We start from the raw sequence: 23,564 nt of genomic DNA on the forward strand, positions 1-23,564 counted from the left end.
GTACCTCTCTTTCGGGCGAAGTCACGGGTGGGAATTGCTCGATGTTCAGCGGCCGGGACCGGCCAGGTCGCGCACGCACGTTTCGCAGCGGGACCACTCGTCGAGCTTGCTGCCGAATGCGGGAACGGTCACGCATCCGCACAAGGCCACTCGCCCGTCCACTCCGCCAATGCGGACTTGGCGGGCATCGGCGGGCACGTGGTGCAGCATCTTCTGCAGAAGACCAGGCCACCAGCGCACGGCGTCGTTCATATTCACTTCTTTCCAAAGGTCGATCCCGGCAGCGGAGCGAGTCGGCGCGGGATCAGCGGAAGATCGGGCGCGCCGCGGATTCGCGGGGCGGGAATCACCTCGCGGACGCGGCGGAAAAGGGGCGCCGGTGCGGTGCTCGGCGAGCAGCCGCACTACGGCGCAGTGAGGTGGAACGGACATGCAGCGCGACGGCGTCGTCGCAGCTCAGCAAGCCCCTCGAGGCTCACGGCCACCCGAATCGGCACCACCCGGGGAGGGCGGTGGGCACGGGGACTCGACCGGTCTCCACCGCGGGCGGACCGGGACCTGGTGTCGGCCCAGCAACTCTTCTCCTGTTCGGCAAGTCGTGCGCTGGGACCGGGCGGGGCCCCGAACTACCCGGTCCAGCTGAAAGGGAACTCACGTGCCGGTGCGACGACTCGACACGGAGCGAAATGAATTCCGAGACACCCGGCCAGCGGCCGGACGAACCACCGCACGGCACTGCCCCTACGGCGAAACCGCCGCTGCGCAACGCGATGGACACCGGAACGCGGTGCTATGTCACGCGATCCGATGCCCGCCACTTTAACCACAACATTCGATGTTGTCCAGCAACCCATTTCGAACGCATCACGGCGCAATACCGAGTCCACTGTGAATCCGAAGTGGACGGGCGGTGACCGGGGAGCTCAACCGCGCCACACCTCCCTGCCGTGCATCACCAGCGCGTAGACCACCAGCACGTCCACCACGATCGCCACCATCGACCACAGCGGGGAGGCGGCGAACAGCACGACGTTCGCCAGCACGCTCACCACCGCCAGCACGACCGCGACCACCCGCGCCCAGAGCCTGCCGCCGAACAGGCCCAGCCCCACCGCGGTCAGCACCACGCCCAGCAGCAGGAAGCCGAGACCGACGCCGTAGAGGTCGACGGGCACCCACCGGCCGTCGGCCGCGACCCGCGCGCCGACCGGCCGGGCCAGCACGAACAAGCCGTTGACGATGTGCACGACGCCCGTCAGCACCAGCAGGAAAGCCGCGAAGTAGACCCAGCCGACCCAGGCGGTGGGCCGCTGCCGGGGATGGGGAACGAGCGTGGCCATCACGACCTCCGGTGCGGGATCTCCGATCACCACGCTGCCCCGCCGGGAACCGCCCGCACAGAGCCGAAAGCCCTGACTCGAATTCTTGCCGGTGTCACCGGTTCGGCGGTACCGTGAACCGCCTCGGCCACGGTCGGGCGTCCGGTGCGGGCTTCTCCCTCGCCGGGCGCGACCGGTTCGGCACCTCCCGCGCAGTGCCGCGAAACGGAGATCTGGTGAACGCACTCCCTCCCCTGCCCGGCACCGGTTTCCACCGCACCGGAACCCAGGTGGAGACCGAACGGCTGCTGGGCGCGCTGGCCGCCGACATGCGCGAGTACGCCATCTTCGCCCTCGACGCGCAGGGCCGGGTGACCACCTGGAACCGCGGCGCCCAGCTGATCAAGCAGTACACCAGCGCGGAGATCATCGGGCGGCACTTCTCCACGTTCTACCCGGCGGAGTACGTCAACTCCGGCTATCCGGAGTGGGAGCTCGAACAGGCCGCCGCGCACGGCTTCTTCATCGACCGCGGCTGGCGGCTGCGCAAGGACGGCTCCGCGTTCTGGGCGCACGTGGTGATCACCGCGCAGCGCACCACCGACGGCACCCTCGACGGGTTCATCAAGGTGACCCGCGACGAATCGGAGGCGGTCGCGCAGCGGGAGCGCTCGGACCGCCGCTTCACCGACCTGTTCCAGCTGGCGCCGACCGGGATCGCGCTGCTCGACGAGCGGGACCGCATCCTCGACGCCAACGGCGCGCTGTGCGAACTGCTCGGGTACCGCCCGCACGGCCTGCTGGCCGGCGAGCTGATGCACCCGCTGGACGGGGTGGCCGGGCTGGTGCCGCGCGCGGTGCCACCGGGCCGCGAGCCCGCGCCCGACTCGGTGGCGCAGCGGAGGCTCGCGCAGGTGGGCGGGCAACCGATGTGGTGCGAGGTGCGGTGCGCGGCCTCGGTCGACCAGGACGGGAACCGGTTCTGGCTGGCGGTGTTCCAAGACCTCACCGAGCAGGTGCGGCGCACCGAGGCCTTGCACTTCCAGGCGACCCACGACCAGCCGACCGGGCTGCTGAACCGGCGGGGCGTCAACGAGCTGCTCGCGCCGATGCTGTCGGGCGATGCCGCGGACCGGGTCGGGGTGCTGTTCTGCGACCTGGACAACTTCACCCGGTTCAACGATTCGCTGGGACACGACGCCGGGGACGAGCTGATGGCACTGCTGGCGCGGCGGCTGGTCGACGAGCTGCCGGAGTCGTGCACGCCCGCGCGGCTCTACGGCGACGAGTTCCTCATCATCTGCTCGGACCTGCCCGGCTGCGGCGGCCTCGAGGCGCTGCACCGCACGGTCGGGGACATCCTGTGCGCGACGACCCCGCTGCGCGGCAGGCTGCTCAGCGTCACGGCCACCTTCGGCGCGGCGACCGCGCAGGCCGGCGTCACCCCGGCGGAGCTCATCCGATGGGCGGACGCGTCGATGCTGCAGGCGAAGCGGCGCGGGCACGGCCGCAGCGCGCCCGCGAGCGCACCCGCCCAGCTCGCCCTGGAGGAGGACCTGCGGGACGCCCTCGCGCACGACGGCCTGGAGCTGCACTTCCAGCCGGTGTTCCGCCGCGACGGCTCCATCACGCTCGCCGAGGCGCTGGTGCGCTGGCCGCACCCGCAGCGCGGCCTGCTGCGCCCGGACACGATCCTGCCGGTCGCCACTCAGGGCGGCATGCTCGCCGACCTGGACCGCTGGGTGCTGCGGGCGGCGCTGCGCGAGGCGACGGGCTGGCGGCGGATCGGCGGCCGCGCGCCGGGCGTCGCGATCAACCTCTCCGGGCTCTCACCCGAGGACGACGGCTTCCACGAGGAGATCAGCACCGAGATCGCCGCCAGCGGCATCGAACCGGGCCGGGTCGTGCTGGAGATGGTCGAGACGGTGCTGGTGGAGCTGCCCGCCCGCCCCCGGGGCGTGATGAGCGGGCTCGCGCGCGACGGGGTGCGGTTCGCGATGGACGACTTCGGCACCGGCTACTCGTCGCTGGCGCGGCTCAAGGACCTGCCCACCCAGATCGTGAAGCTGGACCGCCGGTTCGTCTCCGGGATGGGCACCGATCCGGTGGACCTCGGCATCGTCCGCGCGGTCATCGAGCTGGCGCACGCGATGGGCCGGATGTGCATCGCCGAGGGCGTGGAGAACACCACCCAGCACGACCTGCTCGACCACTTGGGCGTGGACGCCTACCAGGGTTTCCTGTTCGCCCACCCGGCCCCGGCCGCCGACCTGCGCGCGCTGCTGGCCGGGAGCTCCTGACCCGGTACGGCGAAGGGCCGCACCGGTGCCCCGGTGCGGCCCTTCGCGGTGGTGCGCGGGTGTCAGGCGCGCTGCGGTTCCTTGAGGCCGGAGCCGATCCCGGTGAGGGAGCGGACCTCCATCTCGGCCTGCTTGACCGGGTCCTGGTCCTTCTTCCCGAACAGGGTGCCGAGGAAGCCCGCCAGGAAGCCCAGCGGGATCGACACGATGCCCGGGTTGGTGAGCGGGAACAGGTCGAAGTCGGCGCTCGGGAACATCGCCGAGGGCCGCCCGGACACCGCGGGCGAGAACGCGATGAGCAGGATGCACGAGATCAGGCCGGTGTACATCGACCACAGCGTCCCGGTGGTGTTGAAGCGCCGCCAGAACAGCGAGTACAGCATCGTCGGCAGGTTCGCCGACGCGGCCAGCGCCAGTGCCAGCGACACCATGAACGCCGCGTTCTGCCCGATGGCCGCGATGCCGCCGACGGTGGACAGGACGCCGACGACGAGCGCGGTGATGCGGGCGACCCGGATCTCGGAGACGGTGTCGGCCTTGCCGCGCTTGATGATGTTCGCGTACACGTCGTGCGCGAACGAGGCGGACGCGGTGAGGGTGAGGCCCGCGACGACCGCGAGGATCGTGGCGAACGCGATCGCGGCGACCACGCCCAGCAGCCAGGAGCCGCCGATGCGGTGGGCCAGCAGCAGCGCCGCCGAGTTCTCCCCGCCGGGTGCGTTGGTGATGGCCTCCGAACCGACCAGCGCGGTGGCGCCGAAGCCGAGCAGCAGCGTCGCCAGGTAGAACACGATCATCGTCCAGGTGATCCAGACGACCGAGCGGCGCGCTTCGCGGGCGCTGGGCACCGTGTAGAACCGCATCATGATGTGCGGCAGGCAGGAGATGCCGAGCACGATCGCCATCGCCAGCGAGATGAAGTCGATCCGCGACAGCGAGGTCTGCCCGTACTGCGCGCCGGGTTCCAGCAGTGCCTGCCCGAGCGGGCTGTTCGCCGCCGCCTGCTCCAGCAGCCCGGAGAAGTCGTAGGAGAACCGGCCGATGAGGAACACGGCCATCAGCGACACGCAGATCAGCAGCAGGGTCGCCTTGATGATCTGCACCCAGGTGGTGCCCTTCATGCCGCCGACCAGCACGTAGAAGATCATGATCAGGCCGACGGCCACGACGACCATGGCCTGGCCGAACTTGCTCTGCACGTCCAGCAGCAGCGCGACGAGACCACCGGCGCTCGCCATCTGGGCGACCATGTAGAAGAACGAGATGACCAGCGTCGTGTTCGCGGCGGCCGCGCGGACGGGCCGCTGCCGCATCCGGTAGCCGATCACGTCGCCCATGGTGAACCGGCCGGTGTTGCGCACCAGTTCGGCGATGAGCATCAGTTCGATCAGCCATGCCACGAGGAATCCGACGGAGTACAGGAATCCGTCGTACCCGTGCACGGCGATGGCCCCGGCGACGCCGAGGAACGAGGCGGCGGAGAGCCAGTCGCCGGCCAGCGCGACGCCGTTCTGCGCGCCGGTGAGGGCGCCGCCCGCCACGTAGTAGTCGGAGGCGGTCGTGTTCCGGTTCGACACCCGGTACACGATGAACAGCGTCAGCAGGACGAATCCGGCGAAGACGCTGACGGTGGTGGTGGGGTCGCCGACGGCGGCCGCGAGGGTGGTGGTCGTCATCAGCGGTCGGCCCCTTCCTGCTCGCGCAGCCGGTCCACCAGCGGGTCGATGCGCTTGCGCACGTAGCGCCCGTACAGCACGGTGACGATCGCGGTGGTGACGAACTGGAGCAGCCCCAGCACGATCCCCATGTTCACGTAGCCGTACACCTGCCGGCTCATGAACTCCTCGGCGTAGGCGCCGAGCGCGACGTAGGTGAAGTACCAAGCGAGGACGAGCAGCGTCACCGGGAACACGAACCATCGGAATCGACGCCGGATGGCAACGAAATCGTCGCTTTCCTGAATTGCGGCAAAATCGGTTTCACCCGAGTTCACCGGGCGCCGGAGGCTGTGTTTCGAGATGTTGCCGAATCTAGGTTCGGCGTACTGACCGTCCAGCCGGTCTCGGCTTCGGTTCTCCGACGTTCGGGGCATGCTGTGGGTCCTTCGGGCTTGCTCGCGCGTCAAGGAATCCGGAGTGTATCCCCTCCGTGCGCTAGAAACACGCGCGGGCACTATCCGAAGTTCCAGCTACATCAGCGCAAATAATTGGTCTCGATACGGTCACAGCATTGGTCACGAGACCAGCACGATACGCTACCCGGCGTAATCGGAACTGGGGCGTTTTGTTATTGGACCGCACGTTTCGTCCGACTTCCCCGGCCGCTTTCCCGTGCGTAGCAAGGCCCTTGAAGCACGCCGGGGTTGATCACTTCGAGTGATCGACGGTCGAGCCCTCCGACCACGTCGCCGTGATTGTTCGCCAATTTCCCGTTTGACCAGGCAGGTAGCATCTCGAATTCGTGCGCCCCTCACGTGCCGGGGCGCGTTTCCGGTACCAGATGCCGGAACCCCTTGTGCCAAGGAGGTTTACTTGTGACAGTGCGTGACGGATTCTCGGTCGTTGCGCCACCGACCTGGAACCGTTGGTTAGTCCCGCCCGCCGCGCTGGCCATCCATCTTTCCATCGGGCAGGCCTACGCGTGGAGCGTTTTCAAAAGCCCGCTGGAATCGAGCCTCCAGATTTCCGGGACCGGTAGCGCGCTCCCGTTCCAGGTGGCGATCTTCTTCCTCGGGCTGTCGGCGGCGTTCGGCGGCAAGTTCGTGGAGTCCCGCGGCCCGCGCTGGGCCATGCTGGTCTCCACGATCTCCTTCGCCTCGGGCTTCCTCATCTCCGCCCTGGGCATGTACCTCGGGCAGTACTGGCTCGTCGTCGTCGGGTACGGCGTGGTCGGTGGCATCGGCCTCGGGATCGGGTACATCGCCCCGGTGTCGACGCTGATGAAGTGGTTCCCGGACCGCCCCGGTCTGGCCACGGGCATCGCGATCATGGGCTTCGGCGGCGGCGCGATCATCGCCTCGCCGTGGTCGACCGCGATGCTCGACGCCTTCGGCAAGACCACCAGCGGCATCGGCAGCACGTTCCTGGTGCACGGCATCGTCTACGCCGTGTTCATGACCCTCGGCATCCTGCTCGTCCGGGTTCCCCCGCCGGGCTGGACTCCGCCGGGCTGGACCCCTGCCGCGGTGGCCAAGAGCATCAACCCCATCAAGGTCTCGGCCAACAACGCGCTCCGCACGCCGCAGTTCTGGCTGCTGTGGATCGTGCTGTGCCTGAACGTGACCGCGGGCATCGGGATCCTGCAGAAGGCCTCCCCGATGATCCAGGACTTCTTCTCCGGGACCAGCACTCCGGTGGCCGTCGCCGCGGCGACCGGGTTCGTGTCCCTGCTGTCCCTGGCCAACATGGGTGGTCGCTTCGCCTGGTCGGCGCTGTCCGACCGGACCGGGCGCAAGAACATCTACCGGGTCTACCTCGGAGTGGGTGCGCTCGCGTACCTGCTGCTGCTGTTCGCGGGAGACAGCAGCGTCGCCCTGTTCGTCGTGGCGGCCATGCTGATCATGTCGTTCTACGGGGCGGGCTTCGCCACGATCCCCGCCTACCTGAAGGACCTGTTCGGCACCTTCGAGGTCGGGGCCATCCACGGCAGGCTGCTCACCGCCTGGTCGGTGGCGGGCGTGCTCGGGCCGGCCATCGTGGACGCGCTCGCCGACTCCGGCGAGGCCGCGGGCAAGTCCGGTGCGGACCTGTACACGGTGTCGTTCTACCTGATGACCGGTGCGCTGGTGATCGGGTTCGTGGCCAACGAGCTGATCCGCCCGGTGCACTCCCGGTTCCACGAGCCGGACGCGTCCGGTTCCCGTGACGCCGAGGAGAAGAGCGGCGCGGACGACTCCGCGGCGAAGAAGGCCGACGAGGACGAGGACGCCGCCACGGCATCCAGCACCTCCGGCGAGCAGAGCAGCTGAGGGACGAGAGAGATGACCGAGCAGAAGACCGCGCCCGCGAGCGGGAGCACCCGCGTCCTCCTCGCCGTGTCCTGGCTGTGGGTGGGCATCCCGTTCGCCATCGGCGTCTACGAGCTCGTGATCAAGGCGGCGCAGCTGTTCTCGTGAGCGGCGCCGTCCGGTGATCGACCGGGCGAAACGAACTGAGGCCGACCATCCAGCTGGATGGTCGGCCTCAGTTCTGTGATCACCCCCGGAACGCGGGGAGTTCCCCGGCCCGGGTCACGCCGCTCGCGCGGCGAAGATCAGATCAGACCACGCGCACGGACTCGGCCTGCGGGCCCTTCGGGCCCTGGGTGACCTCGAAGGAGACCGTCTGGTTCTCCTCGAGGGTGCGGAAGCCGCCGGCGTCGATGGCCGAGTAGTGGACGAAGACGTCGGGTCCACCCTCGGACGGCTCGATGAAGCCGAAGCCCTTCTCCGAGTTGAACCACTTCACGGTGCCCTGTGCCATGTTCTTGCTCCATCCTGGTAGCTGGTCGGTTCCGGTGCCAGGTCCGGCACCGGGGTCGCGGATTTCAGACGGCGACTACTCCAGCTACTCCCAAGACAGCAGCTCGCCCGCATCAGCACTCCTGCGAGCGTGCACAAAACACGAACCCAGAAACAACGACCGCTGCCAAGCTTACACGCCGCCGCGCCGGGGTCGACCCCGCAACGGCCCCACCTGCACCGGGTCGCCCGTCCGGTGGTCGCCTCTGCTGCGGATTCAGCTCGCGGCGAACCCCCGATCGTGGCGGAGAACACGCCGCGGCGAGCAGCGCCGGGCCTGCGGCGCGGGGAGGGACGGGCCCGCGGACGGGAAGCGCGCGCCACGCGGCGCGGGAGGCGCGGGCCCGCGGGCGGCCTGGATCCGGGCACCGGGCGACCTTCGGCGACCGGACGGGAGGCGCGGGCGAGCGGGCGGCCACCGCTCGCCGTCGACGCGGCCCGTGATTCCACTGTGGACCCAGGCGTGCCGGGGGGGGCGGCGCGATCACCTCGCTAGGATCGCCGCGTGCCGCGACCGGCGCGGACGACCGGACCGCGGAGCGCCCGGCGCGGAAGGAGCCCCGATGCGCAACCCGCCGAGCGCACCGACCGGCAGCGCGCGTCGACCGCTGAACCCGCTGGTCGCCGCCGGGTGCGGACTGGTGTCGCTGGCCCTGTTCCTGTCGATCCCGCTGGCCGGAGCCGCGGACCCGACCCTCGGCGACCTGCCCGCGCCCGGCGAGGGCCGGTGGTGGCTGCTCGGCGCGGTGCTGCTGGTGCAGGCGGTCGCGCTGACGTGGGCGAACCGCCGCCCCGAGGTGGTGCTGCCGCTGGTCGCCGGGGTACCGCTGGTGCTCGCCTGGTTCGGCCCGAACGCGGCGTTCAGCACCACCGCGGTCGCGCTGATCGCGGCGGTGTACCTCGCGGTGGTGGCCCGGACGCGGTGGCCGCGGATCGTGCTGCCCGGCGCGTGGCTGCTGGAGGCGGTCGCCCAGGCGTGCAACGAGGTGCGCGACGAGGCGCTGGCCCTGCCCGCGGCGCTGCTGGCGGGTGCGGCGCAGGCGCTGGTCGTCGTCGGGCTGCCGCTGCTGGCCGGTTCGGTGATCGCGGCGCAGCGGGACGCCCGGGAGGCCCGCGAGCAGGAGGCGCGGGCGCTGCGGCGCGAGCAGGGCGCGCTGCTGGAAGCAGCGGTGTCGCAGCAGCGGGCCGCGCTGTCCCGGGAGCTGCACGACATCGCCGCGCACCACCTGTCCGGGATCGCGCTGATGGCCGCGGTGATCGATCGCCGGATCGACTCGGACCCGGACGCCGCGCGACAGGCCGCCCGCGAGATCCGGGAGCAGAGCACCGCGGTCCTCGACGACCTGCGCCGGCTCGTCGGCCTGCTGCGCGAAGGCCACGGCGCCGACGCCCCGGTCGCCGCGCTGGACGCGGTGCCCGGACTCATCGCCCAGCGCCGGGCCGCCGGTGCGGAGATCGACCTGGTGCTGCCCGGCTCCGGGTCCGGCGAGGTCGGCCCGCTCGCCCAGCTCGTCGCCTACCGGGCCGTGCAGGAGTCGCTGGCCAACGCGGCAGCGCACGCCCCGGGCGCCCGCTGCGCGGTGGAGATCGGCGCCCGGGGACCGGACCGGCTGGCGGTCGTCGTGCGCAACGGCGCCCCTGCCACCGCGGGCGCGGGGCCCGGCGGCGGGTTCGGGCTGCTCGGCATGGCCGAGCGGGCGCAGCTCGTCGGCGCCGACCTGGACTACGGCCCCACCTCCGGCGGCGGCTGGGAAGTGCGCCTGCTGCTCCCCCGCGAAGACCCGACCCCCGCGGCGCTCGCGCCACCGATCCCGGAGGCACCCGCGTGATCCGCGTCCTCATCGCCGACGACCAGCACCTCACCCGCTCCGGGTTGTCCGCGCTGCTGGGCGGCGAACCCGGCATCGAGGTCGTCGGCCTGGCCCGCGACGGCACCGAAGCGCTGTCGATGGCCCGCGAGCTGGCGCCCGACGTCGCCTGCCTGGACATCCGGATGCCCGGGCTCAACGGCATCGAAGTGGCCCGCGCGCTGTGCGCGGCGGACGCCGACCCGCAGGTCGCGGTGCTGGTGCTGACCACCTTCGACCTGGACGACTACGTGTTCGGCGCCTTGGAAGCAGGCGCCGCCGGATTCCTGCTCAAGGACGCGGACCCGGACGCGATCGTCGCCGCGGTCCACCAGGTCGCCGCCGGCCGGGGCACCATCGACCAGACGCTGACCCGGCGGATCCTGCGCGAATTCGTGCACCGCCGCCGCCTCCAACCGGTCACCGCGCAGCGGGCCGGGGACCTGCTGACCCCGCGGGAGCACGAGATCCTGCTGCTGCTCGCGCAGGGCATGTCGAACGAGGACATCGCCCGCGCCCTCGTGGTCGAGGTGTCGACCGTGAAGTCGCACCTGGCGCGGATGCTGCCGAAGCTCGGCGTGCAATCCCGGTTGCAGGCCGTGGTGTGGGCCTACCAGAACCGCGTGGTCGCGGTTCCCGAGCCGGGTTCCTGACCGGCCCGGTCACCGCTCATCCCCGGTAGCCGAGCCGTCCTCTGGTTCCGACCAGCACGAGCAGGCAGGTGACGACCGCACCGGAGGCCATCGCGGTCATCGCCAGGTCCGGGTCGATCGTCGGGAACATCTCCGACCACATGATCGTGGCGAAGTTGTTCACGCTCACGTGCAGCAGCATCGCCAGCGGCAGGCTCTCCCCCGTGCGGTTGAACACCCAGGTCATGACGACGTTGAACGCGATGCAGAAGACGGCGAACGCCACCGGCAGGCTCCAGTGCGCGTGCGGCCAGCGGCCCCATTCGGTGAGGAACAGCGGCAGGTGCCACACCGCCCACAGCGGGCCGAGCACCATCGAACCGGCCAGCGGACCGAACCGGCGCTGCAACCGGGGCAGCGCGAAGTCCCGCCAGCCCGGTTCCTCCGCCAGCCCCGTCGTGATCATCTGGATGAGCAGCCCGGGGACGTAGGCGGCGAGCGCCAGCATCGACGGCGCGTGCACCTGCCCGCCGGAGAAGGCGTACCCGGCGGCCAGCATCGTCACCGGCACGCCCAGCAGCGTGATCGCGTACCAGTGCCAGCGCACCCGCCAGCGCCACATCCGGCCGATCCACCGGCGCAGCCCGGCGCGCCCGTCGGCGACGGCCGTCACCAGCAGCGCGGAGGCGATCGGGCCGAGGTAGGCGCCGGGCAGCACGCCGAGCAGCTGGCTGGTGCCGAGCACCTCGGGGAAGCGGAAGTCCCACACCCCGACCCCGTTGCGGGACAGGATGTAGGGCACCCAGGCCAGCCAGCTCAACGTGTTGGCGAGCAGGAAGAAGCTCAGCATCGGACGGCGGCGGATCAGCCCGCGCAGTCCCCTGATCGGTTCCGCGGTCTCCCCCGCGGTGATCTCTGTCGTGGTCACGTCCCCGACTCAACCAGCGGGCCCCACCTCCGCTCGAGCCTCGAAGGATCGAACCCCGCCGCCTCCACCCAAAGTTGCAAGCGGCGCGCGAGTCCGCTGCGGACGCGTTTCGGGCCACCTCCTTCCCGCCGGGGTGCACAGGTCCAGCGGGCCTGGCACCACCCCGGCGCGTGGCCGACCGCGGTGCCGGACTCCTCGGGCCGGTCCACGGAGCACCGGTGCTCGCCGCGCACGCCCGCTCCGACCGGCACGCGGTGGACGAGCACCGACCGGACTCCGCCACGAGGGATGCCCCGAAATCGGCGCCCGTGCGGTTCGGCGCACCGCGCGGGCGGGGACGATCGCGAGCGGGACCTGATCACGCGACCCCGGAACGGAGCGTCATGCGACGAGAGCTCTCCCGCAGGCGGCTGGGCCTGCTGCTGGCCGCGGCCGGCACCGGTCTGGCCGGATGCGGCCTCCGCGAACCCGGCGCCGGACCCGAACCCGTCGATGCGGCCGCAGCCGACCGCGCCGCACGGCCCGGCCTGCCGGACGGCGCGCTGGGCGCGAACTTCAACGGCGCCCCGGACGTCGTCACCTTCCCCGAGCTGCGGGCGATCGACGCGAGCTGGCTGCGCGGTTTCCACGTGGTGGACGCCGCCGACCGCGCCGATCCCGCGCAGCGGCCCGAGATCCGGCTGCTGCTCGACGCCTCGGACCGCGGCTACGGCACCGCGATGTCGCTGAAGTTCCAGAACTCCGGGCGCCCGCTGCCCCGCCCCGGCACGCCGGAGCTGGCCGCCGACCTCGCCCGGCTCGACGCGGTGCTGTCCACCGTGCTGGACCGGATCGACCTGCTGTGCATCGGCAACGAACCGTTCCTGGAGACCCGGAAAGCCGACCGCGGCAGCAGGCTCAACGAGTACTACGAGGCGCTGGCCCGGCACGTCATCGACCGCAGGCGGCGGGACTTCGGCGCGGACTGCCGCACCCGGCTGTTCCTGGGGGCGCTGAACCACCTGGACCGGCCGGGCGGGCAGACCGCCGCCACGGCCCGCTGGCTCGACTTCGCCCGGCGCACCCCGGAGCTGGAGGGCGTGGACATCCACCCGCACGTGGCCGACCCGGCGGGGTGCGGCACCTACCTGGACTACGTGCTGCCGAAGCTGCGCGCGGACCAGCGCATCCTGGTCACCGAGTTCTCGCTGGTGCTGTTCTGGAAGTCGAAGCTCCGCGAACCGGTGGCGGCCGAGTACGCCCGGCGCTACGGGCTGCCCGGAGGCACCCGGGTGTGGCAGGCGGTGCAGGCGGCGATCGACTCCCCGGTGCCGCAGCGGCAGTGGGACGACCTGTGCGCGACGAGCCGCTGGTACGCGGCGCACGACCACTTCCTGCAGGCGCAGGTGGAGCGGTTCCGCGCGACCGGTCGGCTGGCGCTGGCCACCTACGGCGTCGCGCAGGACACCCCGATGGTGCAGGACTTCGGGCCGGACAAGACGCCGTGGCTGTTCAACAGCATCTTCGCGTCGAAGACCGTGCAGCCGGCCCCGGACGGGCTGCCGGGCCGCGGCCACGGCTGGTTCGAGCAGTTCCGGGCCCTGCAGCGGGAGCAGGACCGCAGGCCGGTCCGCTAGCGGGCCGGGCTCGTCGGCCTGAACCCGCAGGTCGACGAGCTCGCGGTTGCCGGGCCGTCCGATCTGCTGTACATGTACCTACATGTATAAACAGGTCTCGCCGGGGAAGCGGCAGCAGATCGTCGACACCCTCGCGCAGCGCATCCGCGACGGGCACTACCGGCTCGGCGAGAAGCTGGACGGCGAACTGCGCCTCGCCGAGGAGTTCGAGGTCTCCCGCGGGACCGTCCGGCAGGCGCTCAACGAGCTCCAGCACCTGCGGCTCATCGCCACCGAGAGCGGGCGCGGCTCCTTCGTCATCTTCAACGGGCACCAGCTCAGCCAGGACCGCGGCTGGGCCCAATCCCTCGCCGACAGCGGCAGCGAGATCACCGTCGCCGTCCTCGGCCTCGAACGCGTGGAGCGCGCCGACGTGCCGCTGCTGCCGCCCGAGGTCCGGCTCGAACGAGGCATCGCGATCCGCCGCGTCCGCATCCTGCGCTCCGCCGACGGCGTCGAACCGATCTCCTTCGAGTGCTCCACCGTGCCCGCCGAAGGCACCCTCGGACAGCTGCCGGAGACCGGGCTGGTGAAGGGCTCGATCTCGCAGACCCTCGCCCAGGCCGGATACCTGCTGACCCGCGGCACGCAGCGCGCCGACGTGCACTGGCTGGACGAGCGGGAAGCCGGGATCCTGCACCGCGAGACGGGCAGCGCGTTCCTGCGCACCGCCCGCACCTCGTTCACCGACGACGGCCGGTTCGCCGAGCACGTCGTCTCGCTGCTCGACCCGCGGTACTTCACCCTCGCGCTGAACTTCGGCGACCAGCGATGAGCGCGGGCCCCGACTTCGACCGCGCGCACGGCGCCCTGCTCGGGCTCGCCATCGGCGACGCCCTCGGCATGCCCACCCAATCCATGCCGCGCGACCTGGTCCGCGCCCGGTACGGCCGGATCGAGGACTTCACCGACGGCGCGGCCGACCAGCCGATCGCGCCCGGGATGCCCGCGGGCTCCGTCACCGACGACACCGACCAGGCGATGATCGTCGCCCGGCTGGTCGCCGACGGCGGCGGCAGCATCGACCCGCACGCCTTCGCCAAGGAACTGATCGCCTGGGAGCAGGTGATGGTGGCGCGCGGCTCGCTGGACCTGCTCGGGCCGTCCACCAACGCCGCCCTGGCGAAGTTGCAGGCGGGCTCCCCCATCGAGGAGACCGGCCGCTACGGGACCACGAACGGCGCCGCGATGCGCATCGCGCCGGTCGGCATCGCGCACGTCCCCGGCGAGGGCCTGCTCGACGCGGTCGTCGAGGCCAGCCGCGTCACGCACAACACCGGGCTCGGCATCTCCGCGGCCGCCGCGATCGCCGCCGCCGTGTCCGCGGGCGTCGGCGGCGCGGACGTCGGCGATGCGCTCGCGGCCGCCACCACCGCGGCCCGCGACGGCGAGTCGCGCGGGCACTGGGTGGCCGGCGGTTCGATCCCCGCCCGGCTGGAGGCCTTCCGCGCGCAGGCGCGGCGGCTCGGCACCGCGGAGTTCGAGACCTTCCTCTACGAAGTGGTCGGCACCTCGGTGCAGTCGCAGGAGTCGGTCGTCGCGGCCCTCCTGCTCGTCGAACGCGGCGCCGACGCGCCGTTCGAAGCGCTGTGCACCGCGGCCTCCCTCGGCGGCGACACCGACACCGTCGCCGCCATGGCCGGAGCCGTGCTGGGCGCCGTGCACGGCACCGCCGCGTTCCCCGAAGCGGCGGTCCACCGGGTCCTGGCGGTCAACGCCCTGGAACCGGCACCACTCGCGCGGCGGCTCCTCGCCGTGCGGCGATCGTCAACGGAGATGATGAGGTGACCCCTGTGTCCGAGACCGGATCCCCGGCGGCGAGCGCGCCGGAAGCACCCCCGGCCGGCGCGCTCGGTGCGGTGGAGCAGCGCGGCATCGAGCCGGTGCCCGCCGCCGAGCGCACCGGGAATCCGCTGCAGCTGTTCTGGGTGTGGTTCGCCGCGAACATCTCCGTGGTCGGCATGCCCCTCGGCGTCAGCCTCGTCGCCCTCGGCCTGTCCGCGTGGCAGGCGGTGCTCGTCGCGTTCCTCGGCTCGTTCGGATCCTTCGCCGTCGTCGGCCTGATCTCCGTCGCCGGACGTCGCGGCGGCGCGCCGAGCCTCACCCTGTCCCGCGCCCTCTTCGGCACTCGCGGCAACGCGGGGCCGACCGCGGTCGCGCTGATCTCGCGGCTCGGCTGGGAGACGGTGAACACCGCCACGGCCGCGCTCGCCATCGTCACCATCGTCTCGCTGCTCACGGGCACCGGCGGGGACGCGAAGTCCGCGCCGATCGTCGCCGTCATCGGGGTGGCGCTGTTCGTCGGGTTCACCGTCGCCGTCTCCGGGATGGGCCATGCCGCGATCCTCGTCGTGCAGAAGTGGTCCACCTGGATCTTCGGGGCCGCGAACCTGGTCATCCTCGGATTCCTGGTCGTCAACATCGAGTGGGCGGAGGTCGGCCGCGCCCCCGGCGGGGATCTCGCCGCGGTGCTGACCGGGATCGGGACCATCGTCGCGGGCACCGGCATCGGCTGGGCGAACTCGGGGGCGGACATGGCCCGCTACCAGGCGTCGACGGTGCGGGCGGTGCCGCTGGTGATGTCCGCGTCCGCGGGGGCGGGCATCCCGCTGGTCGTCATGATCGGCATGGGATCGGTGCTCGGCTCGTCCGATCCGGCGATCGCCACGTCCGCGAACCCGCTGGACGCGATCCGCGACACGCTGCCGCTGCCGGTCGCCGTGGGCTACATGCTGATCTCGTTCGTCGGGCTGCTGCTGTCGAACCACCTGTCGGTGTACTCGGCGGGGCTGACCACGCTCACCCTCGGGCTGCGGGTGAAGCGGGTGTACGCGGTGATCGTGGACGTGGTGGTCACGACGGTCGCCTCGCTGCTGTTCCTGCTGGTCGCGGACGGTTTCTACGGGCCGTTCACCACGTTCATCTCGTTGCTGGCCGTGCCGATCTCGGCGTGGGTGGGGATCTTTCTGGTCGACATGCTGCGGCGCCGCGAGTACGACCCGGTGGCGCTGATGGACCTGACGTCGCGCAGCGCCTACCACTACCGCGGCGGGGTGCGGTGGGTCGCGTTCGGCCCGTGGCTGGCCGCCATCGTCTTCGCCGCGCTGTTCATGCAGGTCACGCCGGGCGACGTGCCGTGGTACACCGGGCCGCTGCACGACAGCTGGATCGGTGTGAACGGCATGGCATGGCTGGCCGCGGCCGTCGTCGGCGGGCTGCTGTACGCCGTGTTCGGCCTGCGCTCCGCGGCGGGTCCGCGGTGAGCGGGCGCGTCATCCACACCGGGCAGGGCGTCGTGGACCTGGTGCTGCGGGTGCCCGCGGTGCCCGCGCCGGGCGGCGACGTGTTCGCCTCCGGGCACGAGTTCCTCGCGGGCGGCGGGGTGAACGTCATGCTCGCCGCCGCGCGCGACGGGGCCCGCGTCGTGTACGCGGGCGGGCACGGGACCGGGCCGTTCGGAGACGTGGTGCGGGCGGCGCTCGGCGCCGAGGGCGTGGAGCTCACCGCACCGGCCGATCCGCACCGGGACACCGGGTTCAGCATCGCGCTCGTCGACGACGGCGCGGAGCGGACGTTCGTCTCCACCGCCGGGGCGGAGTCCGAAGTGGACGCCGAGCAGCTGCGCCGCACCGGACCCGGCGACGCGGACGTCGTGTACGCGTCCGGCTATTCCCTCGTGCACGACGCCAACCGCGCCGCGTTGCTGGAGTGGTTGCCGACCGCCCCGGGCCGCGTCGTCGTCGATCCCGCCCCCGTGATCGACGACGCCGACCTCGACGCGGTGCGCGTGCTGCTGGATCGCGCCGACGTGTGGACCACGAACGAGCGCGAAGCGCGCATCCTGTTGCGGCGCTTGGGATTCGAGCCACCCGACGATCCGGCGGCGGTCGCCGCGGCGCTCGCCACCGGCACCGGCCGCACGGTGGTGCTGCGCGCCGGACCGCGCGGGGCGCTGCTCACGCGGCCCGGTGGCGACGGGCTGTGGTGCCCCTCCCCCGCGGTCGACGCGGTGGACACCAACGGCGCGGGCGACGCGCACGCCGGGGTGATGTGCGCGCGGCTGGCCGCCGGTGCCGACCTCGAATCCGCGGTCCGGCGGGCGGGCATCGCGGCCGCGCTCGCGGTCACCCGCTCCGGCCCCGCCACCGCGCCCACCGCCGCGGAGGTCGACGCGGTGGTCCGCACCGGTCGGGTCCGGTAGCAGGCCGCCGCGTCGTCGTGCGGCACCGCGTCGTCGTGCAGTACCGCGTCGTCGTGCAGTACCGCGTCGTCGTGCGGAAGGCCGGGACGTCGCGCGGTGGTCCCGGGCGTCGCGGTGGTCCCGGGCGTCGCGGCGGCCCGCGGCGTCCTGCGGCAGTTCGGGGCGGCCACCGCGGCGATTCCTGGATCGGTGTCCGCGAACAGCCACCGGGGCGGTGCGGCCAGGGCGGGTGCAGGCCTCAGCAGCCGAGGCGGGTCGCGAGCTCGGCGGCGGAGGTCGCCGCGATGTCGCAGGTGACGTCGGCGGCGCGGTCCGCTTCGCGGTGCGGCCCCTTCTCCCCCGGGCGTTCCAGGAACGCGGTGCGCAGCCCGGCGGCGCGCGCCCCGTCGACGTCCCAGCGGTGCGCGGCGACCAGCAGCAACCGGTGCGGTTCGACGTCCAGCAGCCGAGCGGTGGTCAGGTACGCGGCCGGGGACGGCTTGTAGCTGCGGGCGAGTTCGGCGGAGGTGATCGCGTCGACGGTCAGCTCGGCGGCCTTGAGCAGGTCGGTCAGCAACCGGAACCCGCCGTTGGACAGCGCCACCACCACGTAGCGGGTGCGCAGCCGGGCGAGCAGGTCCGCGCTGTCCGGCCAGGCGGGCAGCCGGTGCCAGGCGTGCACCAGCCGCGCCCGGTCGGCCTCGCCCACCGCCTCGGCGATCCCGCGCTCGGCGAGCAGCTCGTCCAGCGATTCGCGGTGCAGCGCGTCCAGGGTGGCCCACTCCCGTTCACCGCGGTCGACGCGCGCCATCGCGGGCAGGTAGCGGTCCCGCCAGGAATCGGCGAACCCCGCCGGGTCGAGCGCCACACCGCGATCCGCGAAGACGGCGCCGACCTGGTCGGTGATGCCGGTGCGCCAATCCACCGCGGTGCCGAAGATGTCGAACGCCACCACCTGCACGTCGTCGAGCATGCCGCCTCCTCGCCGGTCGTCGCGGATTCGCCGACCTACCAGTCACACCACGTTCCGGAGCTCGGCGCAAGCGGCGAACGACTTCTGGTTGTGGCGGCGGAGACCCGGGGCGTCCGCGCCCCGGCGTGCTCCTGAAGCGGGTCGGGGTGCCGAAGCCGTCTTCCGCGGCGGCCGAGTGCGGTTCGAGAAGAATGCGAGCGCCTTCTTTTCACCCTTCCCGCTCTCCTTTTCACCCTGAAGACGCATCAAGTCACATATTTCCGTGCCGCACATCACATTTCGGTCGGCTGCGCCCCGGACAGGCGTTCTGGCACGATCGACCCAGCAAGCATTTCTGGGGCTCACACGGGGGATCACGTGATGCGGCGGAAATCCGGGATGCCTCGCCGAGGCATTCCGCTCCGCATTCGCACCCTCACTTCGCGCTGAACGGGAAGCGCCCTTCCGCCGACGGCGAAAGCGCCATTCCCCGCACCTCCCGACATCTTTCTCCATCGAATCCGCTTCATCCGTGGGGGTAAGATCGACATGCCGGTTCTCGGCTCACTCTTCCGCGCTTCCGAGGGCGCACCAGGAACAGCGGAACACTTCCTCGACTTCGCCCGTACCGCCGGGGCGGAGGACTTCCCGTGCGTGTTCGCCCCGCAGGCGTTCCGCAGGGACGAATTGCTCTTCGGCCACGGCGACGTCCGCGGCCCGCACGCGGTCGTCCACCTGATGGATCTCGCCGTCGACGCCATCGCGGCGAACCCGGACCAGGTGGTGGTCCTGTGGCTCGACGGCATCGAATCGGACTCGTTGGACGAGGACTGCGCGACCGCGCGGGAACTGCTGCTGACCCTGCTCCGGGCGGGCGGCGCGTGGCCGTCCGACGCGCCCACCGATCCGGAGGATCCGGACTGGAACTTCTGGTATCGCGGTATCGACTTCTTCATCAACATCAGCACCCGGCACCACGTTCGCCGGCGCAGCAGGAACCTCGGAAAGTGCTTCACCTTGGTGGTGCAATCCCGGGCCAGCTTCGACCGGCTGCCGCGACGCGCCGCGGCGGCGCGAACCACCATCCGGGAGCGGCTGGTCGAATATGATGGCGTTCCGCCTTCTCCCCACCTCGGTACTCACGGAGAGGCTCCGGAACTGCCGCAATTCTTCCTGGGCGACACCAATACCTGCCCCTACCTCCCGATGACCGGCGAAGACCTCGACAACGAGCAGGAGCGGAACGAGCCGACATGACCGCGAAAATTCGGGAACGGCCGGATGCCGATCGCCGCGGCGTGAGCAGAGCACTGGGGCTGGTGGTCATCGGTTCGGTGGGGATCCAGACCTCCTCGGCCGTGGCGTCCGGCCTGTTCGACCCGATCGGCCCCATGGCGGTGAGCTCGCTGCGCATGAGCATCGCCGCGGTCCTGCTCTGCCTCGTGTTCCGCCCGCGGCTCCGCGGCCGGAGCAGGAGCGAGTGGGCGGGCGTCCTCGGGTACGGCATCGCGATGGCGGCGATGAACATCTGCCTCTACTCCGCGATCGACCGGATTCCGCTCGGCATCGCGGTCACCCTCGAGTTCCTCGGCCCGTGCGCGGTGGCGCTGTTCACCTCCCGGCGCGTCCGGGAAGGGCTGTGCGCGCTGGCCGCGCTGGCGGGCGTCGTCCTGATCTCCGGCCCTGGCGGGTACTTCAACGCCGCGGGCTTCGCGTTCGGGCTGGGTGCCGCGTTCTTCTTCGCCCTCTACACGCTGGCGGCGGAGCGGGTCGGCAAGTCCGACGAGGGCCTCTCCGGGCTCGCCTTGTCGACGGTCGTCGCCGCGGTCGTGTCGCTGCCCTTCGGGGTGGGCGCCGCGGCTTCGGTCACCGGGCACCAGTGGCTGGTGCTCGCGATCTCGGCGGTGATCGGAGTGGCCATTCCCTACGCCGTCGACACCGTGGCCGCGCGGGTGTCCTCGGCCCGCGTGATCGGAACCCTGTTCAGCATGGACCCGGTCGTGGGCTCGTTGATCGGCCTCCTGCTGCTGCACCAGGCGATCGGCACCGCGGCCCTGCTCGGCATCGCGCTCGTCGTGGTGTCCGGTGCTTCGATCGTCTGGATGTCGGAACCCGCGGAACCGGACGCGGCGGCCGCCGCGGGCTGACGGCGCCGAGCCTCCTCGGCGGCACGTTCACGGCGATTCCGCCCTCGCGCCGACCTGTCGTGGAGCTACCGGTCGCGGGTGCCGCGGTGGAGTTCCTCGACGAACTGGACCGCGGGAGCGGTGGGGTTCTCCGCGGTGGCGACGGCGATGCTGCGGGTCAGCGTCGGGGTGCACGGCACGTGCCGCACCCCGGACGGGCAGGGCGTCCGCGCGATGCGCGGGATGAGCGCGACGGCGAGTCCCGCGGCGACGGCGGACAGCTGCGTCGCGTAGTCGGTCGCGCAGTAGGGCACGTCGGCGTCGAGGGAGTGGGCGCGCAGCGTCTGCACCAGCGCTTCGTGCGCTTCGGTGCCCGGTGGCGAGCTGGCCCACCGCTGCCCGCGCAGTTCGCCGAGGTGCACGGTGGGCCGCTGCGCCAGCGGGTGGCCGTCCGGCACGGCGAGCTGGACGTCCTCGGCGAGCAGTTCGGTGAGCGCGACGCCGGGCGGCATCCGGGCGGGCAGGCTCGTCCAGCTCTCCAGCACCACGGCGTCCAACCGACCGGCCCGCAGCGCGGGGATCAGTTCGATGACCTCGCCGTCGCGCACGCTCGGGCTCACCCGCGGGTGCTGTTCGGTGAGCGCGCGCAGCGCGTCGTGCACGAAGGAGCGCAGCGCGCTGGGCACGGCACCGATGCGCAGCGGCCCGATGAGCTGCTCGTGGAAGTCGGCGAGGTCGCGCTCCACGTCCTGGACCGCGGTCGAGACGGTGCGCGCGGCGGCGGCGAGCACGTGCCCGGCGGCGGTGAGCCGGATGCCGCGCCCGTCCGGCTCCACCAGCCTGCAGTCGATCTCCCGCTCCAGCTTGCGCACGTGCTGCGACACCGCGGGCCGCGTGAGGTGCAGCGCTTCCGCGGCGGCGGTGATCGACACGTGTTCGGCGACCGCGGCGAACACCCGCAGCCGTTCCCAGCTCATCACGTCAGCGAGGCTAACGCGTCAGGGTAAGAACTGGTCAATGGTGTTTCTCGGTCGCGACTGCGACCGTGGAAGTCATGGTCCTCGATCGCATGGCGCCCTCCCCTGCCCGCACCCGCACCGCCCGGCCGGTCCCCGCACCGGTGCTGCTGGTCGTGGCGGGGGCGGGGTGCCTGTCCGGGTCGGCGCTGTTCGTGAAGCTCGCCGAGGTCGGGGCGGGCACCGCGGCGTTCCTGCGCTGCGCGATCGCGCTCGTGGCGCTGGTGCCGCTGGCCGTGCGCGAGCACCGCGGGCACGGCCCGCTGGACCCCGCGTTGCAGCGCTGGGCGGTGGCCTCGGGCGTCCTGCTCGGGCTGGACTACGTGCTGTGGACGCAGAGCATCCTCGACGTGGGCGCGGGGATCGCGACCGTGCTGAACAACGTGCAGGTCATCGCGTTCCCGCTGCTGGCGCTGGTGTTCGGCGGCACGCCGATCGCGCGGCGCTTCCTGCTCGCCTGCCCGGTGCTGATCGCCGGGATCGCGCTGACCAGCGGCCTGCTCGCGCCGGGCGCGCAGTCGGCGCACCAGGGGCGCGGGGTGCTGCTGGGCGTGGCGTCCGGGGTCGCCTACGCCGGATACCTGCACCTCAACCGGCTCTCGGGGCATCGCAGCCCGCGGCACGTGGTGGCGCCGGTGTGCCTGGCGACGGCGGCCGCCGCGGTGGTGACGGGTGGCGTCGGCGCGGTCACCACCGGGATCTCGGTGGACCTGCCCGCGCCGTCCTGGCTGTGGCTCGTGCTGCTGGCGCTGGTGGGCCAGGTCGCCGCGTGGCTGCTGCTGGCGGCGGGCGGGCGCGGGCTCGCGCCGGGCACGTCGGCGTCGTTGCTGCTGCTGCAGCCGGTGCTGGCGGTCGGGCTGGGTGTGCTGGTGCTGCACGAGTCCCCGACCGCGGTGCAGCTGGCGGGCTGCGCGGTCGTGGTCGTCGCCGTGTGGTTCGCGAACCGGCCGGGTCGATCCACATAGGACTTCCGGCGGCGCACGGCCCGGACATCCGCTGCGGGCGACCGGACTCGTCGCACGACGGGTGGTGCTCGCGCGTCCCGGCCGGTGGACGGACGGCGGCAGGCACCGCGCTCGCACCGGAAGCGCAACGGCGCCTCGCCGGAATCCGATTCCGCTGCGGTGTCGGGGAATTCTTCCTGCGAACCTGTCGTTACCGGTTCGGATCAGCGCAGCGGCAACGAGAGGACGCCTGGGATGACGACGTGCCGGACCGAGAACCGCGAAGTCCAGCGGCCGCACGACACGACGATCCGGTACGCGGTCACCGGCCCTGCCGACGGACCCGTCCTGGTGCTGCTGCACGGCTGGGGCTGCGACCGCACCGACTTCGACGGGGTGATCGGCTTCCTCCCCGGGCACCACCGGGTCCTCGCGATCGATCTCGCCGAGCACGGCGAATCCCGATCCGCGCGGGAGACCTTCACGATCGCGGAGTTCGCCCGCGACGTCGCCGCCGTGCTCGCCGCCGAAGCGGTGGAGAGCTGCATCGTCGCCGGGCACTCGATGGGCGGCGCGGTGGCCGTCGAGACCGCCCGGCAGCTGCCCGACGTCGTCTCGCGCGTGATCGCGCTGGACGCGCTGCACTACCTGTCGCTGTTCCCCGCGCAGGACGAGCAGCGGATCGACGCGGTGGTGCGGGCGTTCGGCTCGGACTTCACCGCGGCCACGCGGGCGATGGTCGCGGGCGGGTCTCCCGAGGGCACCGATCCGGCGGTGCAGGACGGCTACGTCCGGCGGATGTCGGCCGTGCGCAGGCCCGCCGGCCTGCACGCGATCGAAGGCCTGGTGCGCTGGGACATGGATGCCGCGCTGCGCGAAGTCCGGCAGCCGATCACGGTGTTCGCGGTCCGCGAGATCCTCGCGCCGGAGGCCGTCGAGCGCTACGGCGACCGCCTCCGCATCGTGCCCGTCGACCTGGGCAGCCACCACTTCCACGTCGAATCACCGGAGGCCACGGCCGCCCTGCTCGCCGACGGGTGACCTGGCGGGGACGGGTGGTGCGGCAGGGACGGATGATCCGGCGGGACGTGCGACCGAGCGGGGACGGGTGACCCGGCGGGGCCGGGCGCTCGGCCTGCCGGACGCGTCCACCCTGCTCCGCCGGTC

General features: G+C 72.1%; 22 protein-coding genes. 14 read left to right on the plus strand and 8 right to left on the minus strand.

Features of this window, described 5'->3' with window-relative positions; all coding sequences use genetic code 11:
- Positions 1-45: 45 nt before the first annotated feature.
- Positions 46-252, minus strand: coding sequence for a hypothetical protein (locus AC29IT_RS13740; protein WP_358433674.1), 207 nt, complete (start codon positions 250-252; stop codon positions 46-48).
- 671 nt (positions 253-923) lie between these two features.
- Positions 924-1,340 (minus strand): DUF7144 family membrane protein, encoded by a 417-nt coding sequence (locus AC29IT_RS13745; protein WP_488218924.1) that lies wholly within the window; start codon positions 1,338-1,340, stop codon positions 924-926.
- A gap of 215 nt (positions 1,341-1,555) precedes the next feature.
- On the opposite strand from AC29IT_RS13745, the gene AC29IT_RS13750 reads away from it, so the two are divergent.
- Complete coding sequence (locus tag AC29IT_RS13750; protein WP_488218925.1) at positions 1,556-3,619, plus strand: putative bifunctional diguanylate cyclase/phosphodiesterase; 2,064 nt, start codon at positions 1,556-1,558, stop codon at positions 3,617-3,619.
- Positions 3,620-3,681: 62 nt separating this feature from the next.
- Here the strand turns inward: AC29IT_RS13750 and AC29IT_RS13755 are convergent, their stop codons facing one another.
- Positions 3,682-5,295, minus strand: a complete 1,614-nt coding sequence (locus tag AC29IT_RS13755; protein WP_358433683.1) for a solute symporter family protein — start codon at positions 5,293-5,295, stop codon at positions 3,682-3,684.
- Positions 5,295-5,711: a DUF485 domain-containing protein gene (locus AC29IT_RS13760; RefSeq protein WP_358433686.1), complete on the minus strand. Its 417-nt coding sequence runs from the start codon at positions 5,709-5,711 to the stop codon at positions 5,295-5,297. The genes AC29IT_RS13755 and AC29IT_RS13760 overlap by 1 nt, the downstream gene beginning before the upstream one ends.
- A 441-nt stretch (positions 5,712-6,152) precedes the next feature.
- On the opposite strand from AC29IT_RS13760, the gene AC29IT_RS13765 reads away from it, so the two are divergent.
- Positions 6,153-7,586, plus strand: a complete 1,434-nt coding sequence (locus AC29IT_RS13765) for an L-lactate MFS transporter (RefSeq protein ID WP_488218926.1) — start codon at positions 6,153-6,155, stop codon at positions 7,584-7,586.
- A 12-nt stretch (positions 7,587-7,598) separates the two neighbouring features.
- Positions 7,599-7,733, plus strand: a complete 135-nt coding sequence (locus tag AC29IT_RS13770) for an MFS transporter small subunit (protein ID WP_358433692.1) — start codon at positions 7,599-7,601, stop codon at positions 7,731-7,733.
- Between the two features lie 142 nt (positions 7,734-7,875).
- Here the strand turns inward: AC29IT_RS13770 and AC29IT_RS13775 are convergent, their stop codons facing one another.
- Complete coding sequence (locus AC29IT_RS13775; RefSeq protein WP_358433695.1) at positions 7,876-8,079, minus strand: cold-shock protein; 204 nt, start codon at positions 8,077-8,079, stop codon at positions 7,876-7,878.
- 601 nt (positions 8,080-8,680) lie between these two features.
- Here AC29IT_RS13775 and AC29IT_RS13780 point away from each other — a divergent pair.
- Together AC29IT_RS13780 and AC29IT_RS13785 are read left to right on the plus strand one after the other, a co-directional pair.
- Entirely contained in the window at positions 8,681-9,946 is a 1,266-nt protein-coding gene (locus tag AC29IT_RS13780) for a sensor histidine kinase (RefSeq protein ID WP_488218927.1), read from the plus strand.
- Positions 9,943-10,617, plus strand: coding sequence for a response regulator (locus AC29IT_RS13785; protein WP_358433701.1), 675 nt, complete (start codon positions 9,943-9,945; stop codon positions 10,615-10,617). Before AC29IT_RS13780 ends, AC29IT_RS13785 begins: the two co-directional genes overlap by 4 nt.
- A gap of 16 nt (positions 10,618-10,633) precedes the next feature.
- Here AC29IT_RS13785 and AC29IT_RS13790 read toward each other — a convergent pair whose 3' ends face one another.
- The gene (locus tag AC29IT_RS13790; protein ID WP_488218928.1) at positions 10,634-11,524 is read right to left on the minus strand and encodes a CPBP family intramembrane glutamic endopeptidase; all 891 of its coding nucleotides are present in this window, start codon (positions 11,522-11,524) and stop codon (positions 10,634-10,636) included.
- Between the two features lie 383 nt (positions 11,525-11,907).
- Here AC29IT_RS13790 and AC29IT_RS13795 point away from each other — a divergent pair, with 383 nt between their 5' ends.
- The 5 genes from AC29IT_RS13795 (at position 11,908) to AC29IT_RS13815 (ending at position 17,380) form a co-directional block, all read left to right on the plus strand.
- Positions 11,908-13,140 carry a hypothetical protein gene (locus tag AC29IT_RS13795; protein WP_488218929.1) on the plus strand — a complete coding sequence of 411 codons (1,233 nt, stop codon included), beginning with the start codon at positions 11,908-11,910 and terminating at the stop codon, positions 13,138-13,140.
- A gap of 82 nt (positions 13,141-13,222) precedes the next feature.
- Positions 13,223-13,954: a GntR family transcriptional regulator gene (locus AC29IT_RS13800; protein WP_358433710.1), complete on the plus strand. Its 732-nt coding sequence runs from the start codon at positions 13,223-13,225 to the stop codon at positions 13,952-13,954.
- The gene (locus tag AC29IT_RS13805; protein ID WP_358433713.1) at positions 13,951-14,967 is read left to right on the plus strand and encodes an ADP-ribosylglycohydrolase family protein; all 1,017 of its coding nucleotides are present in this window, start codon (positions 13,951-13,953) and stop codon (positions 14,965-14,967) included. The genes AC29IT_RS13800 and AC29IT_RS13805 overlap by 4 nt, the downstream gene beginning before the upstream one ends.
- Before the next feature lie 5 nt (positions 14,968-14,972).
- Positions 14,973-16,442: a purine-cytosine permease family protein gene (locus AC29IT_RS13810; protein WP_488218930.1), complete on the plus strand. Its 1,470-nt coding sequence runs from the start codon at positions 14,973-14,975 to the stop codon at positions 16,440-16,442.
- Positions 16,439-17,380 carry a PfkB family carbohydrate kinase gene (locus AC29IT_RS13815; RefSeq protein WP_488218931.1) on the plus strand — a complete coding sequence of 314 codons (942 nt, stop codon included), beginning with the start codon at positions 16,439-16,441 and terminating at the stop codon, positions 17,378-17,380. Before AC29IT_RS13810 ends, AC29IT_RS13815 begins: the two co-directional genes overlap by 4 nt.
- A gap of 238 nt (positions 17,381-17,618) precedes the next feature.
- On the opposite strand, the gene AC29IT_RS13820 is transcribed toward AC29IT_RS13815, so the two are convergent.
- Positions 17,619-18,332, minus strand: a complete 714-nt coding sequence (locus AC29IT_RS13820; protein WP_488218932.1) for a haloacid dehalogenase type II — start codon at positions 18,330-18,332, stop codon at positions 17,619-17,621.
- 528 nt (positions 18,333-18,860) lie between these two features.
- On the opposite strand from AC29IT_RS13820, the gene AC29IT_RS13825 reads away from it, so the two are divergent.
- Positions 18,861-19,568 (plus strand): YqcI/YcgG family protein, encoded by a 708-nt coding sequence (locus tag AC29IT_RS13825; protein ID WP_488218933.1) that lies wholly within the window; start codon positions 18,861-18,863, stop codon positions 19,566-19,568.
- A gap of 41 nt (positions 19,569-19,609) precedes the next feature.
- Positions 19,610-20,458, plus strand: coding sequence for an EamA family transporter (locus AC29IT_RS13830; protein WP_358433728.1), 849 nt, complete (start codon positions 19,610-19,612; stop codon positions 20,456-20,458).
- Between the two features lie 65 nt (positions 20,459-20,523).
- Here AC29IT_RS13830 and AC29IT_RS13835 read toward each other — a convergent pair whose 3' ends face one another.
- Positions 20,524-21,414, minus strand: a complete 891-nt coding sequence (locus tag AC29IT_RS13835; protein WP_488219131.1) for a LysR family transcriptional regulator — start codon at positions 21,412-21,414, stop codon at positions 20,524-20,526.
- Between the two features lie 77 nt (positions 21,415-21,491).
- Between AC29IT_RS13835 and AC29IT_RS13840 the strand changes: the two genes are divergently transcribed.
- Both AC29IT_RS13840 and AC29IT_RS13845 read left to right on the plus strand, forming a co-directional pair.
- The gene (locus AC29IT_RS13840; protein WP_488218934.1) at positions 21,492-22,418 is read left to right on the plus strand and encodes a DMT family transporter; all 927 of its coding nucleotides are present in this window, start codon (positions 21,492-21,494) and stop codon (positions 22,416-22,418) included.
- Positions 22,419-22,652: 234 nt separating this feature from the next.
- Complete coding sequence (locus tag AC29IT_RS13845) at positions 22,653-23,438, plus strand: alpha/beta fold hydrolase (RefSeq protein ID WP_488218935.1); 786 nt, start codon at positions 22,653-22,655, stop codon at positions 23,436-23,438.
- The last annotated feature ends 126 nt before the right edge of the window (positions 23,439-23,564 follow it).

Source organism: Saccharopolyspora sp. MMCC62 (assembly GCF_057736575.1).

Excerpts from the sequence above, each read along its gene's own strand:
- AC29IT_RS13740 (WP_358433674.1), bottom strand. The coding sequence starts at position 252 with ATGAACGACGCCGTGCGCTGGTGGCCTGGTCTTCTGCAGAAGATGCTG.
- AC29IT_RS13840 (WP_488218934.1), top strand. The coding sequence starts at position 21,492 with ATGGTCCTCGATCGCATGGCGCCCTCCCCTGCCCGCACCCGCACCGCC.
- AC29IT_RS13820 (WP_488218932.1), bottom strand. The coding sequence starts at position 18,332 with ATGCTCGACGACGTGCAGGTGGTGGCGTTCGACATCTTCGGCACCGCG.
- AC29IT_RS13835 (WP_488219131.1), bottom strand. The coding sequence starts at position 21,414 with ATGAGCTGGGAACGGCTGCGGGTGTTCGCCGCGGTCGCCGAACACGTG.
- AC29IT_RS13745 (WP_488218924.1), bottom strand. The coding sequence starts at position 1,340 with ATGGCCACGCTCGTTCCCCATCCCCGGCAGCGGCCCACCGCCTGGGTC.
- AC29IT_RS13780 (WP_488218927.1), top strand. The coding sequence starts at position 8,681 with ATGCGCAACCCGCCGAGCGCACCGACCGGCAGCGCGCGTCGACCGCTG.
- AC29IT_RS13805 (WP_358433713.1), top strand. The coding sequence starts at position 13,951 with ATGAGCGCGGGCCCCGACTTCGACCGCGCGCACGGCGCCCTGCTCGGG.
- AC29IT_RS13770 (WP_358433692.1), top strand. The coding sequence starts at position 7,599 with ATGACCGAGCAGAAGACCGCGCCCGCGAGCGGGAGCACCCGCGTCCTC.
- AC29IT_RS13825 (WP_488218933.1), top strand. The coding sequence starts at position 18,861 with ATGCCGGTTCTCGGCTCACTCTTCCGCGCTTCCGAGGGCGCACCAGGA.
- AC29IT_RS13800 (WP_358433710.1), top strand. The coding sequence starts at position 13,223 with ATGTATAAACAGGTCTCGCCGGGGAAGCGGCAGCAGATCGTCGACACC.
- AC29IT_RS13845 (WP_488218935.1), top strand. The coding sequence starts at position 22,653 with ATGACGACGTGCCGGACCGAGAACCGCGAAGTCCAGCGGCCGCACGAC.
- AC29IT_RS13760 (WP_358433686.1), bottom strand. The coding sequence starts at position 5,711 with ATGCCCCGAACGTCGGAGAACCGAAGCCGAGACCGGCTGGACGGTCAG.
- AC29IT_RS13755 (WP_358433683.1), bottom strand. The coding sequence starts at position 5,295 with ATGACGACCACCACCCTCGCGGCCGCCGTCGGCGACCCCACCACCACC.
- AC29IT_RS13795 (WP_488218929.1), top strand. The coding sequence starts at position 11,908 with ATGCGACGAGAGCTCTCCCGCAGGCGGCTGGGCCTGCTGCTGGCCGCG.
- AC29IT_RS13775 (WP_358433695.1), bottom strand. The coding sequence starts at position 8,079 with ATGGCACAGGGCACCGTGAAGTGGTTCAACTCGGAGAAGGGCTTCGGC.